The organism is Streptomyces populi, from assembly GCF_002911015.1.
Taxonomy (GTDB): Bacteria; Actinomycetota; Actinomycetes; order Streptomycetales; family Streptomycetaceae; genus Streptomyces; species Streptomyces populi.
In genome coordinates, this window is the sequence record NZ_KZ626945.1 from 14,381 (window position 1) to 28,925 (window position 14,545).

17 protein-coding genes are annotated in these 14,545 nt (G+C 70.2%); 9 read left to right on the plus strand and 8 right to left on the minus strand.

Annotation, left to right across the window (positions count from 1 at the left end; genetic code table 11):
• Positions 1-6: 6 nt before the first annotated feature.
• On the minus strand, positions 7-858 hold the full coding sequence (locus CW362_RS34450) for a helix-turn-helix domain-containing protein (protein WP_103553544.1): 852 nt from the start codon (positions 856-858) through the stop codon (positions 7-9).
• 236 nt (positions 859-1,094) lie between these two features.
• On the opposite strand from CW362_RS34450, the gene CW362_RS34455 reads away from it, so the two are divergent.
• From CW362_RS34455 to CW362_RS34465, 3 genes are all read left to right on the plus strand, one after another.
• A complete protein-coding gene (locus CW362_RS34455; RefSeq protein WP_103553545.1) occupies positions 1,095-1,496 on the plus strand; it encodes an ATP-binding protein in 402 nt (133 codons plus the stop codon).
• 33 nt (positions 1,497-1,529) lie between these two features.
• A complete protein-coding gene (locus CW362_RS34460; RefSeq protein WP_103553546.1) occupies positions 1,530-2,408 on the plus strand; it encodes a hypothetical protein in 879 nt (292 codons plus the stop codon).
• A gap of 220 nt (positions 2,409-2,628) precedes the next feature.
• The gene (locus tag CW362_RS34465) at positions 2,629-2,880 is read left to right on the plus strand and encodes a hypothetical protein (protein WP_103553547.1); all 252 of its coding nucleotides are present in this window, start codon (positions 2,629-2,631) and stop codon (positions 2,878-2,880) included.
• On the opposite strand, the gene CW362_RS34470 is transcribed toward CW362_RS34465, so the two are convergent.
• The 3 genes from CW362_RS34470 to CW362_RS34480 all read right to left on the minus strand — a co-directional run bounded on the left by CW362_RS34470 (position 2,877) and on the right by CW362_RS34480 (position 6,391).
• Complete coding sequence (locus tag CW362_RS34470; RefSeq protein WP_103553548.1) at positions 2,877-4,172, minus strand: M48 family metallopeptidase; 1,296 nt, start codon at positions 4,170-4,172, stop codon at positions 2,877-2,879. The genes CW362_RS34465 and CW362_RS34470 overlap by 4 nt on opposite strands.
• 160 nt (positions 4,173-4,332) lie before the next feature.
• Positions 4,333-4,650 carry a hypothetical protein gene (locus CW362_RS34475; protein WP_103553549.1) on the minus strand — a complete coding sequence of 106 codons (318 nt, stop codon included), beginning with the start codon at positions 4,648-4,650 and terminating at the stop codon, positions 4,333-4,335.
• 40 nt (positions 4,651-4,690) lie between these two features.
• Positions 4,691-6,391, minus strand: coding sequence for a sodium:solute symporter family protein (locus CW362_RS34480; RefSeq protein ID WP_103553550.1), 1,701 nt, complete (start codon positions 6,389-6,391; stop codon positions 4,691-4,693).
• A 179-nt stretch (positions 6,392-6,570) separates the two neighbouring features.
• Here CW362_RS34480 and galT point away from each other — a divergent pair, with 179 nt between their 5' ends.
• Genes galT through galK form a run of 3 tightly spaced genes read left to right on the plus strand, consistent with a single transcriptional unit; the run spans position 6,571 to position 9,779 of the window.
• Positions 6,571-7,659, plus strand: a complete 1,089-nt coding sequence (gene galT, locus CW362_RS34485; protein WP_103553551.1) for a galactose-1-phosphate uridylyltransferase — start codon at positions 6,571-6,573, stop codon at positions 7,657-7,659.
• Positions 7,656-8,624, plus strand: a complete 969-nt coding sequence (gene galE / locus CW362_RS34490; protein ID WP_103553552.1) for a UDP-glucose 4-epimerase GalE — start codon at positions 7,656-7,658, stop codon at positions 8,622-8,624. The genes galT and galE overlap by 4 nt, the downstream gene beginning before the upstream one ends.
• Positions 8,625-8,636: 12 nt before the next feature.
• Entirely contained in the window at positions 8,637-9,779 is a 1,143-nt protein-coding gene (gene galK / locus CW362_RS34495; RefSeq protein WP_103553561.1) for a galactokinase, read from the plus strand.
• A gap of 72 nt (positions 9,780-9,851) precedes the next feature.
• On the opposite strand, the gene CW362_RS34500 is transcribed toward galK, so the two are convergent.
• Positions 9,852-10,340, minus strand: a complete 489-nt coding sequence (locus tag CW362_RS34500; RefSeq protein WP_103553553.1) for a GNAT family N-acetyltransferase — start codon at positions 10,338-10,340, stop codon at positions 9,852-9,854.
• Between the two features lie 255 nt (positions 10,341-10,595).
• Between CW362_RS34500 and CW362_RS34505 the strand changes: the two genes are divergently transcribed.
• Entirely contained in the window at positions 10,596-11,363 is a 768-nt protein-coding gene (locus CW362_RS34505; protein WP_103553554.1) for a LuxR C-terminal-related transcriptional regulator, read from the plus strand.
• Here the strand turns inward: CW362_RS34505 and CW362_RS34510 are convergent.
• A complete protein-coding gene (locus tag CW362_RS34510; RefSeq protein WP_103553555.1) occupies positions 11,322-11,819 on the minus strand; it encodes a MarR family winged helix-turn-helix transcriptional regulator in 498 nt (165 codons plus the stop codon). The genes CW362_RS34505 and CW362_RS34510 overlap by 42 nt on opposite strands.
• Before the next feature lie 174 nt (positions 11,820-11,993).
• On the opposite strand from CW362_RS34510, the gene CW362_RS34515 reads away from it, so the two are divergent.
• Positions 11,994-12,812 carry a trans-aconitate 2-methyltransferase gene (locus CW362_RS34515; protein ID WP_103553556.1) on the plus strand — a complete coding sequence of 273 codons (819 nt, stop codon included), beginning with the start codon at positions 11,994-11,996 and terminating at the stop codon, positions 12,810-12,812.
• Entirely contained in the window at positions 12,812-13,183 is a 372-nt protein-coding gene (locus CW362_RS34520) for a VOC family protein (RefSeq protein WP_103553557.1), read from the plus strand. The genes CW362_RS34515 and CW362_RS34520 overlap by 1 nt, the downstream gene beginning before the upstream one ends.
• Before the next feature lie 21 nt (positions 13,184-13,204).
• On the opposite strand, the gene CW362_RS34525 is transcribed toward CW362_RS34520, so the two are convergent.
• Entirely contained in the window at positions 13,205-13,882 is a 678-nt protein-coding gene (locus CW362_RS34525; protein ID WP_037628161.1) for a TetR/AcrR family transcriptional regulator, read from the minus strand.
• A partial coding sequence (locus CW362_RS34530) for an acyl-CoA desaturase (protein ID WP_103553558.1) occupies positions 13,879-14,545 on the minus strand: 667 nt, incomplete at its 5' end. The genes CW362_RS34530 and CW362_RS34525, both read right to left, overlap by 4 nt.

The window sequence follows — 14,545 nt, forward strand, 5'->3', positions numbered from 1 at the left end:
CGCGCCTCACAGTTCCTTCGCCAGCTGGTAGATGAAGTCACGCGAACGGGCGGGTTCGAGCGACACAGCCTCCACCATATGGAAGAGTGTTCGAAAGGTGCCCAGTTGCGCCTCGGAATCGATGAATCCCGCGCCGTGGGGTGCGTCGCGTACAGCTGTGTCCAGCTTGGGCACGGCACCGCCCACGTACATCATCGCGTTCGTGGCTCCGGCGAAGCCGTCGAGCTCGAGGGGGATGACGCGCACGGTGATGTGTTCCGCTGCGGAGAGCTCCAGGATGCTCGCCAGCTGATTCCTGGCCGCTGTCCGATCGCCGACTCTGATGCGCAGGGCCGCTTCATGGATCACCGCCTTGTACGGGACGGGAGCGGGGCCCGTGATGACTGCCTTGCGTTCCATTCGATGACGGACGCGCAACTCAAGCTCATTTTCGGGCAGTCGGGGAACCCGGTACGAGAAGACGGCGCGTGCGTAATCCTCCGTCTGGAAGAGGCCGGGGACGTGCAGGAACTCCACATCGAGCCGGCGTGTGGCGTGGTGCTCCAATTCGGCCAGGTCCAGGAACGGCGTGGGCAACAGGCTCCGGTACTCCTCCCACCAGCCGCGTGTCCGGTCGGTCGCCATCGCCACCAGCGCCTCGATCAACTCCCCGTCCGCGCAGGAGTAGTGAGCGGCGAGACTGCGTACCCGCTCCTCGCTCACCCCGGCGATGCCGGACTCCATCTGGCTCATCTGGGCGGAGTCGGACCCGACCAGCGCTGCGGCCTCGCGTGCCTTGAGTCCTGCGGCCTCGCGCAGTTTCCGTAGTTCGATGCCCAGGCGTTCCTGGCGTGCGGTCGGCTGCCGTCTGCGCGGCATGGCTTCCTCCCTCGCCCCAACTGTCCTGGGGAAGTGACACCTTCGGGGGGAAGATTACGGCAGTGGCTTGCGCGGTCCCAAATTTTACCCATACCGTCAGTGATGCGACGCACACGCTGCGGAACCCCGGGACCCCGGAAGCGCACCACTCCGTCCTGCCGCGGCGGCTGTGACACCGCCACCGCCCGCGCTCCCAGCGAACTCTCGACTCCCCACACTCGAACCGGAGTTCACGCATGCCTGCATACGAGCCCTGGGCCTACAGCCTGCACATCCCCCACGACACCCGTGCCGTCACCGTCTGCCGCCGTACCGTCCGCCTGATCCTGACCCTGCACGGCCTGATCCGCCTCGCGGACGTCGCCGAGTTGCTGGCGGCGGAGCTGGTCTCCAACGCCGTACGCCATACGAAGGGACCCGCGGCCCTACGGCTGCACCGACGGGACGGGGTGTTGCGGATCGGCGCCTGGGACGCGAGCCCGGTGCCGCCGCCGTACGGCCTGGAGGTGGCCTCCGACGCGGAGGCGGGCCGGGGTCTCGCCCTCGTCCGGGCCTGCGCGGACGACTGGGGCTGGCACCCGCTGGGACAGGGCGGCGACACCGGCAAGTACGTGTGGTGTGACCTGGCCGTCGCATAGCTCGTTGATCATGTCGGACAGAAAGGAGAGCCGATGGTCGGCTCGTCGCACGAGGCGTTGCACCGGATCTTCCAGAAGGATCCGGCGCTGTTGACCCGTGCCCTGCAGAAGGTGTTGCAGGTTCCCTTCCCCGATCCGTACTCCTTCGCCGCTATGAACATCGACCTCACCGAGATCGAACCGGTCGAGCGGCGTGTGGACACGCTGCTGCGTGCGGAGACCGACGAGGGGGCGTACTTGTTGGTCGTGGAGTCGCAGGGGAAGCCGGACGAGAGGAAGCGCGGCAGCTGGCCGTACTACCTCAGCTACCTGTACGAGAAGTATCGGTGCGAGCCCGTTCTGCTCGTCGTCACGCAGAACAGTGCCACGGCCCGCTGGGCGGCCGAGCCCATTCATCTCGGGGTGCGGGGACGTCCGTCGTTGACGGTGTGTCCGTTCGTCCTCGGCCCGGACAATGTGCCGGTGATCGCAGACGAGCGGGAAGCCCGGCGAGACGTGTCCCTTGCCGTGCTCTCGGCCATGACGCATGGCCGCGGTCGGCAGGCCCCCGCCATACTGGAGTCCCTGGCAGCCGCCCTGCGGACCATCGATCGCGACAGTGCCGCGGTCTTCGTGCAGTTCGTCGACTCGTGCCTGACGGACCCCCGGGCCCAACAGATGTGGAGGGACCTCATGACGGCGATGCAGTACTTCTGGCGGCACCCGCTGGCGGAGCAGGTACGCGAAGAGGGAAGGGTGGAGAAGGGGGTCGAGATGATCCTCGAAATCCTTGACTGGCGGGGGCTCCCGGTCTCCGATGCGATCCGGTACCGCGTGGAGGCGTGTACCGACGAGGGGCTGCTCAAGCTCTGGGCGCGACGGGCCATGGACGTGAGTGATGCCGAGCAGCTGTTCGACGGCGACAGCTCCTGACGCTGCCGCCGAGTCGTAGGACCGCTCCCGAGTGACTCGCTTGTGCCGTCCCGTGATGATGTGAGCCCCGCTGTTGCCACTCATCGGCGGTGGACCGGCGTCTTCCGTACGGCCGTAAGGGGTCGGGTCCCGCCGCATCCCGGCAGGCGCTGCTCTGCTGGCACAGCTCGTGACGTCTGGCCTGGTGGATTCCCGGGCGAAGGAGATTTGGAGGGACCTGATGGCTCCGGTGAACTACTTCTTCCAGAATCCGGTCGCGGATCAGCTGAGGGCTGAAGGGCGCGTTGAAGGGCGCGTCGAGGATCGCATCGAGATGATCCTGAGGATCCTGGAGCTGCGCGGCATCGAGGTGTCCGAGGCCACACGGCTCCGCGTGCAGGCGTGTTCCGACCTGGAGCAGCTCAAGATCTGGTCGGAGCGGGCCGTCCACGTGACCGACCCGGCCGACCTGTTCGCTCCCGAACGGGACTAGTAGCCGTCCTGAAGGATCCGCCGGGCCACCGTCGTGCGCGCGGCGGCCAGTTCTCCGGCGATCCGGTGTTCCCGTTCGGTGTCGGTCGCGACGGCCGCGGGCGCCGGCTCACCGGTCAGCAGGCAGGCGTGGCGCAGATGGGTCGGGGGATGGGTCGCGTCGACGCTGTGGCCCCGCAGCGTGCCGGCCCGGCGCAGACGTGCGCGCTCCCGCTCCGGAACGGACGACATCTCCGCGGCGAGACGTTGCCACAGTTCGTCCGCCGGGGTGGCGGCGTCGCGCCGGCCGCGCGGCCCTTTCAGAGCGGTGAGGTTGGACTCGCGCTGTAGTACCACGGCGGCCGAGTCGGAGATCAGCAGGTGTTCCATGAGTTCCAGCGCGGCCTGGGTGGACCCCACGCGGGCGGCCGTCCGGTCGGCCAGGTACTCGGCTCGCTGCGAGGCACGCAGGGTCAGCCCGTCGAGGACGGTCAGCACGCCGCGGACGAGCAGACGGGGCACGACGTAGATCGTGTTGAGGATCAGCGTGAAGAAGTCGGAGTCGTCGAGGGCGTCGTGGCCGACCGGTGCGAAGTAGTAGTGCCAGGTGGTCAGCGAACGGTAGGCGGTTCCGACGACCAGGCCGTGGCGGGTGTCCCCGTTGACGTAGTGGCCCATCTCGTGGCCCAGCAGGGCGATCCGCTGCTGCGGCGTGAGGACTTCCCACAGCGGCAGACCCAAGGTGAGGAGCCGACGCCCGCGCACACCGTAGCTCCGCACGCTCGCGTTGATCTCGCCGTCGACGGCGATCGCGTCGACGCCGCGGGTGCCCGCGACACGGGCGACCTCGTCGGTGAGCGCGAAGAGTTCGGGGGCGTCGGCACGGCGCAGGACGGGCTTGTTCTCCGGCAGCCGGGCGAACCGGGGCCGCAGCGACCACCCCAGGGCGAGGAGGAAGGCGCCCGGCACCATTCCCCAGCCGCCCCATCCCTGTACGAGGAGCCAGACGCCCCCGGCGGTCAGGGACAGGGTCAGGGCGTGGACGACGAGCGCGAGCGCGACGGCGAGGACGGCCGAGGAGTCCCGTCGGGCACGCAGGGCCCCACCGGCGCTCAGCTCGGCCAGCAGCCGCTCACCGTGCCGCTGCGCCTGGGCGTGCCGGGCCCTGGCTATGCGCCCCCGCTTCTCCTCGGGCCGTTCAGGATCGACGTTCCAGTCGCAGGCGGCGCACCACAGGGGGAACCGACTGTCCCCGCGGACCTCGGCCCCGCAGTCCGGGCATGGCTGAACTGTTTCCGCCACGGCGGTGTGCATCGCTGACTCTCCCCTGCCCCACGACCCCTCCCCAGAGGCCGTCCGTACGTGTCAGCGCGCAGTTGATCACAGAGGTAAGACGGAGGTAAAGCACCAGGTACGGGCGCGTGACATGGGGCGGGGCCGGAGGTCCTCGGGACTCCGGCCCCGGGCACGGGTGTCAGGCCGCCGGAGGCGGGTGCTCCTCGGTCACGGATTCCGGCGCCGGTGCCGGCAGCGGTCGCAGCCACAGCCACGCCAGGAAGAACAGGCCGAGGGCGAGCATGCCCAGGCCGGTCCACAGGTTGATGTTGACGCCGCCCGCCTTGGCGAGGTCGGCGTCGGAGACCGTGATGCCGGCGATGGTGACGATGACGCCGTAGATCACGAACAGGCCGCCGATGATGCGGCGGATGTCGAACAGCCGGGCCGCGGTCGCGGACTGCTTCTCCAGTTCCGAGACCTCGCGCTGGAGGTTTTCTTCCGAATAGTCGGACATGGTGAGTCGATTCTCTCTCGTCGTAGCGGGCCGGGACTCGTCAGAACGAGAACGGGACGTAGCAGGCGGCCGCCAGGATCACCGCGCCCCAGCCCAGCAGCGCGGGCCTGCGGTACCAGGCGTCGTCACCGGCGGCCGGCGGCTCGGCCATGCCGGGGGACACCGTGCCGTAGACCAGGCCCTGCAACTCGTGCGCGGGCTTGGGGGCGGTGAAGAGCGAGACCCCCAGCATCACCACGCCGCCGGCCACGAAACCGGCGATCGCGGAGACGAAGTTGGCGCCCTGGTCGGAGGGGAAGCCGATGACGCCCCGCTTGTAGAAGACGAAGTAGTTCACCATCGCGGCCGTCGTACCGGCCAGCAGGCCCCAGAAGCCCGACTTCACCGACGCCCGCTTCCAGAACATGCCGACGATGAAGACCGCGAACATCGGCACGTTGAAGAAGGAGAACAGCGTCTGGAGGTAACTCATGATGTTGGAGAAGGACGAGGCCAGGAAGGCCGTGCCGATCGACGCCAGGACACCGATCACCGTGATCACCCTGCCGAAGCGGACGTAGTAGCCGTCCTCCCGGCCCCTGACCACGTACTTCGCCCAGATGTCGGTCGTGAAGACCGTGTTGAAGGACGAGACGTTGGCCGCCATGCCCGCCATGAACGCGGCCAGCAGACCGGTCACCGCGATGCCGAGGACACCGTTGGGCAGCAGCTCCTGCATCAGGTACGGGATCGCGTCGTTGTACTGGAGGTCCGAGCCGGGGGTGCCGATCTTCGGGACCAGGACGGCCGCCACCAGACCCGGGATCATCACCAGGAAGACGATGAAGATCTTCGGGTAGGCCGCGATGAGCGGGGTGCGCTGGGCCGCGGAGAGGTTCTTGGCCGACAGCGCGCGCTGCACCTCGGCGAAGTTCGTCGTCCAGTAGCCGAAGGACAGCACGAAGCCGAGACCGAGCACGATGGTCAGCCAGTTGGCGCCGAGCGGGTTGGCGCTGCCGATGCCCGTGCCGCCCCAGGCCGTCGTGAAGTCGGTGCCGTGGGTCTTGTCGAGGGAGTCGGTCAGACCGTCCCAGCCGCCCACCCGGTGCAGGCCGAGCGCGGCGATCGGGATCAGGGCCGCCAGGATCACGAAGAACTGGAGCACCTCGTTGTAGATCGCGGAGGAGAGGCCGCCGAGGGTGATGTAGGCGAGGACGAAGAACCCGGCGACCACGATCGCCACCCACTGCGGCCAGCCGAGCAGCGCCTCGACCACGATCGCGAGCGAGTAGAGGTTGACGCCGGCGATGAGGACGGCGGCGAAGGCGAACAGGACCGAACTCAGCAGGTGCGCCCATTTGTCGAAGCGCAGGAGCAGGAACTCGGGCACCGAGCGGACCTTGGAGCCGTAGTAGAACGGCATCATCACCAGGCCGAGGAAGACCATCGCCGGAATGGCGCCGATCCAGTACCAGTGCACGGTGTAGACGCCGTACTGGGCGCTGTTGGCGGCCATGCCGAGGATCTCGGTGGCGCCCAGGTTGGCCGAGATGAAGGCCAGACCGGTGATCCAGGCGGGCAGCGAGCGCCCGGACAGGAAGAAGTCGAGGCTGGTCCGCACCGAGCGCCGGGCCGCGAAGCCGATGCCCAGGACGACCACGAAGTAGATGCCGAGGATTGTGTAGTCGAGTGCGTTCGTGGGGAGTCGCAGCTCGGCGGCGAGCAGGGCGTCCGGCTGGGGCGGATATGTGGGGGGCTGCATCAGAACTCGCTTCGTCGCGGGGACCCGTCAGACCGGAACATGTGCCTTCGATCCAAGGAGACACACCTTTCCGGTGGTGTCCTTTGTTTGATTGTGACGTTGACTGCGGTGGTGGCTTGTGGTTTGTTGTGTTCGGTTCTGTTTGAAGGTTTGATCGGGTGTCGATGGGGAGTCCGACTGTGAAGAAGACCTCGACCCGGCTCGCCGACGGTCGTGAGCTCATCTACTACGACGCGGGCGACGACCAGGTGCGCGACGCGGTGGACCGGCGCCCGCTCGACCCGACCGTCACCACCTCGGAGGTCCGCCGCGACCCGCTGCTCGGCGACTCGGTCGCGATCGCCTCGCACCGCCAGGGGCGCACCTACCACCCCCCGGCGGACGAGTGCCCGCTGTGCCCGTCCTCGGGCGACCGGCTGAGCGAGATCCCCGAGTCCTCCTACGACGTCGTGGTGTTCGAGAACCGCTTCCCCTCGCTCGCCGGCGACTCCGGCCGCTGCGAGGTCGTCTGCTTCACCTCCGACCACGACGCGTCCTTCGCGGACCTGACGGAGGAACAGGCGGCCCTCGTCCTGGAGGCGTGGACGGACCGCACCGCCGAACTGTCGCATCTGCCCTCCGTCCGGCAGGTCTTCTGCTTCGAGAACCGTGGCGCCGAGATCGGCGTGACGCTCGGTCACCCGCACGGACAGATCTACGGCTACCCCTTCGTCACCCCGCGTACCGCGCTGATGCTGCGCTCGCTCGCCGCGCGCAAGGAGGCGACCGGCGGGGAGAACCTGTTCGACGAGGTCCTCGCGCGGGAGATCGCGGACGGGTCGCGGGTCGTCCTGTCGAGCGACCACTGGGTCGCCTTCGTCCCGTACGCCGCCCACTGGCCGTACGAGGTCCACCTCTACCCGCGCCGCCGGGTGCCCGACCTGCTCGGCCTCGACGAGGACGCGCGCACAGAATTCCCCCAGGTCTATCTGGAACTCTTGAGGCGCTTCGACCGGATCTTCGGCACACCGGACGGTGGAGAGGACGGGGCCGGGGAGCCGCCGACGCCGTACATCGCGGCGTGGCACCAGGCTCCCTTCGGCCCGCTGGAGGAGTTCGAGGGCGTCAACCGGGACGACTTCGCGCTCCACCTCGAGCTTTTCACCATTCGCCGCACTTCCGGCAAGCTGAAGTTTCTCGCGGGTTCCGAGTCCGGCATGAACGTGTTCATCAACGACGTGCCGCCGGAGACCGCGGCTCAGCGACTGCGAGAGGTAGCGAGTTCATGAGTGGGAAGTACCTGGTCACGGGTGGGGCCGGCTATGTGGGCAGCGTGGTCGCACGCCACCTGATCGAGGCGGGCCACGAGGTCACCGTCCTCGACAACCTCTCGACCGGCTTCCGCGAGGGCGTGCCCGCCGGCGCCGCGTTCGTCGAGGGCGACATCCGCGACGCCGCCAAATGGCTGGACTCCTCGTACGACGCCGTCCTGCACTTCGCCGCGTTCTCACAGGTCGGCGAGTCCGTGGTGAAGCCCGAGAAGTACTGGGACAACAACGTCGGCGGCACCATGGCACTGCTCGCCGCGATGCGCGACGCCGGAGTGCGCACCCTGGTCTTCTCCTCCACCGCCGCGACCTACGGCGAGCCCGAGACCACCCCGATCACGGAGTCCGCGCCGACCCGGCCCACCAACCCCTACGGCGCCTCCAAGCTCGCCGTCGACCACATGATCACCAGCGAGGCCGTCGCCCACGGGCTCGGCGCCGTCTCCCTGCGGTACTTCAACGTGGCCGGCGCCTACGGCGAGAGCGGCGAGCGGCACGACCCCGAGTCGCACCTCATCCCGCTGGTCCTCCAGGTCGCTCAGGGCCGCCGCGACGCGATCTCCGTCTACGGCGACGACTACCCGACCCCGGACGGCACCTGCGTCCGCGACTACATCCACGTCGCGGACCTCGCCGAGGCGCACCTGCTGGCCCTCACGGCCGCGGCCCCCGGCGAGCACCTGATCTGCAACCTCGGCAACGGCAACGGCTTCTCCGTCCGCGAGGTCATCGAGACGGTGCGCCAGGTGACCGGACACCCGATCCCCGAGGCCGTGGCACCGCGCCGCGGCGGGGACCCGGCGATCCTGGTCGCCTCGGCCGAGACCGCCCGGGAGCGGCTCGGCTGGAACCCGTCCCGCGCGGATCTCGCGGGGATCGTCGCGGACGCGTGGGAGTTCGCACAGAAGAACACGGCGAAGGGGTAACGGGTGGAGCAGGTGGGGGTACGTGAGGGCTTCGAGGAGCTGTACGGCGCCGCGCCCGAGGGCGTCTGGGCGGCGCCCGGCCGGGTCAACCTGATCGGCGAGTACACGGACTTCAACGAGGGGTTCGTGATGCCCCTCGCACTGCCGCACACGGCCGTCGCGGCGGTGTCCCGCCGGGCTGACGGGGTGCTGCGGCTGCACTCGGCGGACGTCGAAGGGCCCGTCGTCGAACTGCGCGTCGACGAACTGACGCCCCGGTCGGACACCGGCTGGGCCGCCTACCCGGCGGGCGTGGTGTGGGCGCTGCGCGAGGCGGGCCACGCCGTCGGGGGCGCGGACGTCCACCTGGCCTCCACGGTCCCCACCGGCGCCGGGCTGTCCTCCTCGGCGGCCCTGGAGGTCGTCACCGCCCTCGCCCTCGACGAGCTGTACGAACTCGGGCTCACCCGGCCCGAGCTGGCACGGCTCGCCCAGCGCGCCGAGAACGACTTCGTCGGCGTGCCCTGCGGTGTCATGGACCAGACGGCGTCGGCGTGCTGCACCGAGGGGCACGCCCTGCACCTCGACTGCCGTGACCTGTCCATCCGCCAGATCCCCTTCGACCTCGCCTCCCAGGGCCTCGAACTCCTGGTCGTCGACACCCGGGTGAAGCACGAGCTCGGCGACGGCGCGTACGCCGAGCGGCGCGCGGGCTGCGAGGAGGGGGCCCGGCAACTGGGCGTGTCCCATCTGCGCGACGTCGCGTACGAGGACCTCGACGCGGCCCTCGCCCGGCTGTCCGACGAACGCGTGCGCCGCTACGTCCGTCACGTCGTCTCCGACGACCACCGGGTGGACCGGGTGGTGTCCCTGCTGGACGCGGGTGACGTCCGCGCGATCGGGCCGGTCCTGACGGACGGTCACGCCTCGCTGCGCGACGATCTGCGGATCTCGTGTCCCGAGCTGGATCTCGCGGTCTCGGCGGCGAACTCCGCGGGGGCCCTCGGGGCGCGGATGACGGGGGGCGGGTTCGGGGGGTCGGCGGTCGTGCTGGTCGAGGCGGCCGACGTCGACACGATCACCAAGGCGATCGAGGAGGCGTTCGCCGCGGCGGGCTTCACCGCACCCCGGGTGTTCCCCGCCGTTCCCTCGGCCGGGGCCCGGCGGATCGGCTGACCAAGGGTTTCTTCGCCCCCTCCGCCCCTACCCGTCCCGTGTCCGGGGGCGCTGCCCCCGGACCCCCGCTCCTCAAACGCCGGAGGGGCTGGAACTTACGCCGGAGGGGTTGGAAAGCTGCTTCGTCAGGGTGTACTCCGTGATCCCCGGCGGGTAGTCGGGGATCACGGCCACCACCTCGTAGCCGTGTCCGCGGTAGAAGTCCGGGGCCTGGAAGTCCCAGGTCTCGACGCGGGCGGCGGTGCAGCCGCGTCCGGCGGCGGCCCGCTCGGCCTCGGTCAGGAGCCGGGTGCCCAGGCCCGCGCCCCGGTGGCGGTCGTCGACCCACAGGTAGGTGACGTGCAGCCAGGCCGTCCAGGTGTGACCCGCCAGGCCTCCGGCCAGACCGCCGTCCTCGTCCAGGGCCCAGACGTGGAGCGGAAGTTCACGCTCGGCGGGGGTTCCGCGCAGCGCGCGCAGCGCCGGGGACGCCGCCGTGTTCGTCTCCAGCAGCCGTCTGCGGAGCAGATCCCGACGCTCCTTGTCGTCTCCTGTCTCGATACGAAACATACGGCTCACCATAAACGCGCTGGCCAACCAGTTCTGCAAATTGCCTTCCGCTCCCCGCCCCCGCCCGTACTCTGATGAACGGTGCCGGTGGGGGCCGGTGCTGATCAGGGGGCGAGACAGTCGGGTACGACGCCCGAAGTGGGGGTAGCACTTCCAGCACGGCGGCGGCCGTGCGGCGGAGGCGCCTCGCTTTCCGGGTCGCAAGCGGGTCCGGGATCACCTCGGGCGCCGTACCCGTACGGACCGTCCCCCGACAGTGGGGGTTTTGTGGTTCGCATCCGAGTACTGGTCGTCGACGACCATCGCATCTTCGCCGAGTCGCTCGCCGCCGCGCTCGCGGCCGAGCCCGACGTCGAGGTGTCCGCCGCCGGCAGCGGTCCGGCCGCGCTGCGCTGCCTCGAACGCGCGGCGGCCGAGGGCCGCCGCTTCGACGTGCTGCTCGTCGACGCCGACCTGGGCGGCAATCTGCCCGGCATGCGCCCGGCGGTGCCCGTCCAGGAGAGCAACGAGGACAACCTGGTGGACGGCATCTCGCTCGTCGCCGGAGTGCGCTCCGGACAGCCGGGCGTACGGACCGTCGTGCTGGCCGAGAAGGACGAACCGCGCAGGGCCGCGCTCGCCCTACAGGCCGGGGCCTCGGGGTGGGTCGCCAAGGACTGCTCGCTGTCGCGGCTGCTCACCGTCATACGGGGTGTGCTGCGCGACGAGACCCATCTGCCGCCCGCCCTGCTCACCGGGGTGCTCCGGGAGCTCACCGCCGCGCGCAAGCACCGCACCGAGAGCGAGCGGCTCGTCGAGTCGCTCACGCCCCGGGAGCGCGAGGTGCTGCGGTGCATGGTCGCCGGGCTCGGGCGCAAGGCGGTGGCCGAGCGGCTCTTCCTGTCGCCGCACACCGTCCGCACCCACATGCAGAACGTCCTCGGCAAGCTCGGGGTGCACTCCACCCTCGCCGCCGTGGCCCTGGCCCGGCGCGCCGGGGTCGGACCCGTCGACCTAACCGGGGATGTTGTCGAACGGGGCGGTCAACTGGCGTAGCAGTCCCGCCAGTTCGCCGCGCTGGGCCCGGCTCAGCTCGGCGAGGATCGCCCGCTCCTGGTCGAGCAGACCGGCCAGTGCCTGGTCGGCGCGGTCGCACCCCTCGTCCGTGAGGCGTACGAGCACGCCCCTGCGGTCGCTCGGGTCCGGGAGGCGTTCCACCAGACCCTTCTTGGTCAGGCGGTCGATGCGGTTCGTCATCGTGCCCGAGGTGACGAGCGTCTGGGTCAGCAGTTGCCCGGGAGAGAGCTGGTACGGGGATCCCGCGCGCCGCAGCGCGGTCAGGACGTCGAACTCCCAGGGCTCCAGGCCGTGCTCGGCGAAGGCGAGCCGGCGCGCGCGGTCCAGGTGCCGGGCCAGCCTGCTCACCCGGCTGAGCACCTCGAGCGGTTCCACGTCGAGGTCCGGGCGCTCCCGGCGCCACGCAGCGACCAGCCGATCGACCTCGTCCTCCATGACGATCAGTGTAGTGGTTGTGTCGACGTGAAGTCTCTTGATGTGGAGCTTCTCGATGGCGAGTCTCTTGACGTCGAGATAGTTTTCCTGTGAGGCTGGAGGTCCGAACGGTCCGGTCGCGGGCGCTCCTTCCGCGGTCCGCGCCCCCCGCGTCGACTCCCGAGGAGGCCACCCATGACCGCCGCCCCCAGCCCCACCTGGGACCCGGGCCAGTACCTGCGCCACTCCCGGCACCGGGCCCGCCCCTTCGCCGACCTCCTCGCCCAGGTGGGTGACCTCCCGGGCGGCCCCGCCCGCATCGCCGACCTCGGCTGCGGCCCCGGCAACGTCACCGCCCGGCTCGCCGACCGCTGGCCCACCGCGCACATCACCGGCTACGACAACTCCGCCGACATGCTGGCCCGGACCGAGGAACACGCCGGTCCCACGGCCGGCGGCGGACGGCTCGACTTCGCCCACGCCGACCTCACCGACTGGGTGCCCGCCGAGACGTACGACCTGATCACCTCGAACGCCGCGCTCCAGTGGGTGCCGGGGCACCTGGACCTGCTCCCCGGCTGGCTCGACGCCCTCGCGCCCGGCGGCACCCTCGCCTTCCAGGTGCCGAACAACACCGACGCCCCGCTGCACGTCCTGCTGCGCGAACTCGCCGCCTCCCCGCGCTGGAAGGGCCTCCTCGGCGACACCGTCCGCCCCGCCGACTCGGTCCACGACCCGCTCGTCTACCTGGACCGCCTGGAGCGCGCCGGCTGCCGCACGGACGTCTGGGAGACCACGTACATGCAACTGCTGACCGGGCCGGACCCCGTGCTCGACTGGACGAAGGGGACCGCGCTGCGGCCCGTGCTGACCGCGCTCGCGGACGACCCCGAGGCCAGGGACGCCTTCGTCGCCGCCTACCGGGACCTGCTGCGCGAGGCCTACCCGGCCGAGCCCTACGGGACGGTGCTGCCGTTCCGTCGGCTGTTCGCCGTGGCCCGCAAGGAGGCCTGATGCTCACCGCGCTCGACCACGTCCAGCTCGCCGCCCCGCCCGGCTCCGAGGACCGGCTGCGCGCGTACTACGTCGGGGCCCTCGGCATGACCGAGACGCCCAAGCCGCCCACCCTGGCCGGCCGCGGGGGCTGCTGGTTCCGGGCCGGAACCGTCCAGCTGCACCTCGGGATCGAGGCCGCCTTCCATCCCGCGAGGAAGGCCCACCCGGGACTGCGCGTCACCGGCATCGACGCCTTCGCCGCCCGGATCGCCGCCACCGGCGCCCCCGTCACCTGGGACGAGGACCTGCCCGGTCACCGGCGCTTCTTCTCCGAGGACCCCGTCGGCAACCGCCTCGAATTCCTGGAGCCGCTCCCGGACCCCGGCTGAACCGGGAGCGAGCCCCGCTCCTCAGGCCTTGCGGTGCCCTATCAACCGCGGTTTCGGCTCCAGCCCGTCCAGCCCGTGCCACGCCAGGTTCACCAGGTGCGCGGCCACCTCCGCCTTGCGCGGCTTGCGGACGTCCAGCCACCACTGCCCCGTCAGCGCGACCATGCCGACCAGCGCCTGGGCGTACAGCGGCGCCAGCTTCGAGTCGAAGCCGCGGCTCTTGAACTCGCGGCCCAGGATGTCCTCCACCTGGGTGGCGATGTCGGAGATCAGGGACGCGAACGAACCCGTCGACTGCGGGATGGGGGAGTCGCGGACCAGGATGCGGAAGCCGTCCGTGTACTCCTCGATGTAGTCCAGGAGGGCGAACGCCGCCTGCTCGCACAGCTCCCGCGGATGGCCCGCCGTCAGCGAACCGGTCACCATGTCCAGCAGCCGCCGCATCTCACGGTCCACCACCACCGCGTACAGGCCCTCCTTGCCGCCGAAGTGCTCGTAGACCACCGGCTTCGAGACGCCGGCCTTCGCCGCGATCTCCTCCACCGACGTGCCCTCGAAGCCCTTGGCCGCGAACAGGGTGCGGCCGATCTCCAGCAGCTGCTGACGGCGCTCGGCGCCGGTCATGCGGGTGCGGCGCGCGCGCCGCGGCTTTTCGGTGCTCGGGGTGCTGCTGGAGTCGGTCGCCACGCCGTCAATCATGCCGCTTCAGCGGTTTCCGTCTTGCGTCGGGAGCCGTTCCCGTCGTCGCTGCGGCGCGAATCGATACGCGAGCGTGACGGCCAGCGCACGTCGTAGGCCCATCCGAGCTGTTCGAACCAGCGGATGATCCGCGCCGAGGAGTCGATCTGGCCGCGGTCCACGCCGTGCCGTGCGGACGTGGGGTCGGAGTGGTGGAGGTTGTGCCAGGACTCCCCGCACGAGAGCACCGCCAGCCACCACACGTTGCCCGAACGGTCACGCGACTTGAAAGGGCGCTTGCCGACCGCGTGGCAGATCGAGTTGATCGACCAGGTCACGTGGTGCAGCAGAGCCACCCGTACGAGTGACCCCCAGAAGAACCCGGTGAACGCGCCCCACCACGACATCGTCACCAGACCGCCGATCAGGGCCGGCAGGGCCAGCGAGAGGACCGTCCAGAGGATGAACTGGCGCGAGATCGCCCGGATCACCGGGTCCTTGACCAGATCCGGCGCGTACTTCTCCTGAGAGGTCCGCTCCTCGTCGAACATCCATCCGATGTGTGCCCACCACAGGCCCTTCATCAGCGCCGGAACCGTCTCGCCGTACCGCCACGGCGAGTGCGGGTCCCCCTCCGCGTCGGAGAACCTGTGGTGCTTGCGGTGGTCGGCCACCCAGCGCACG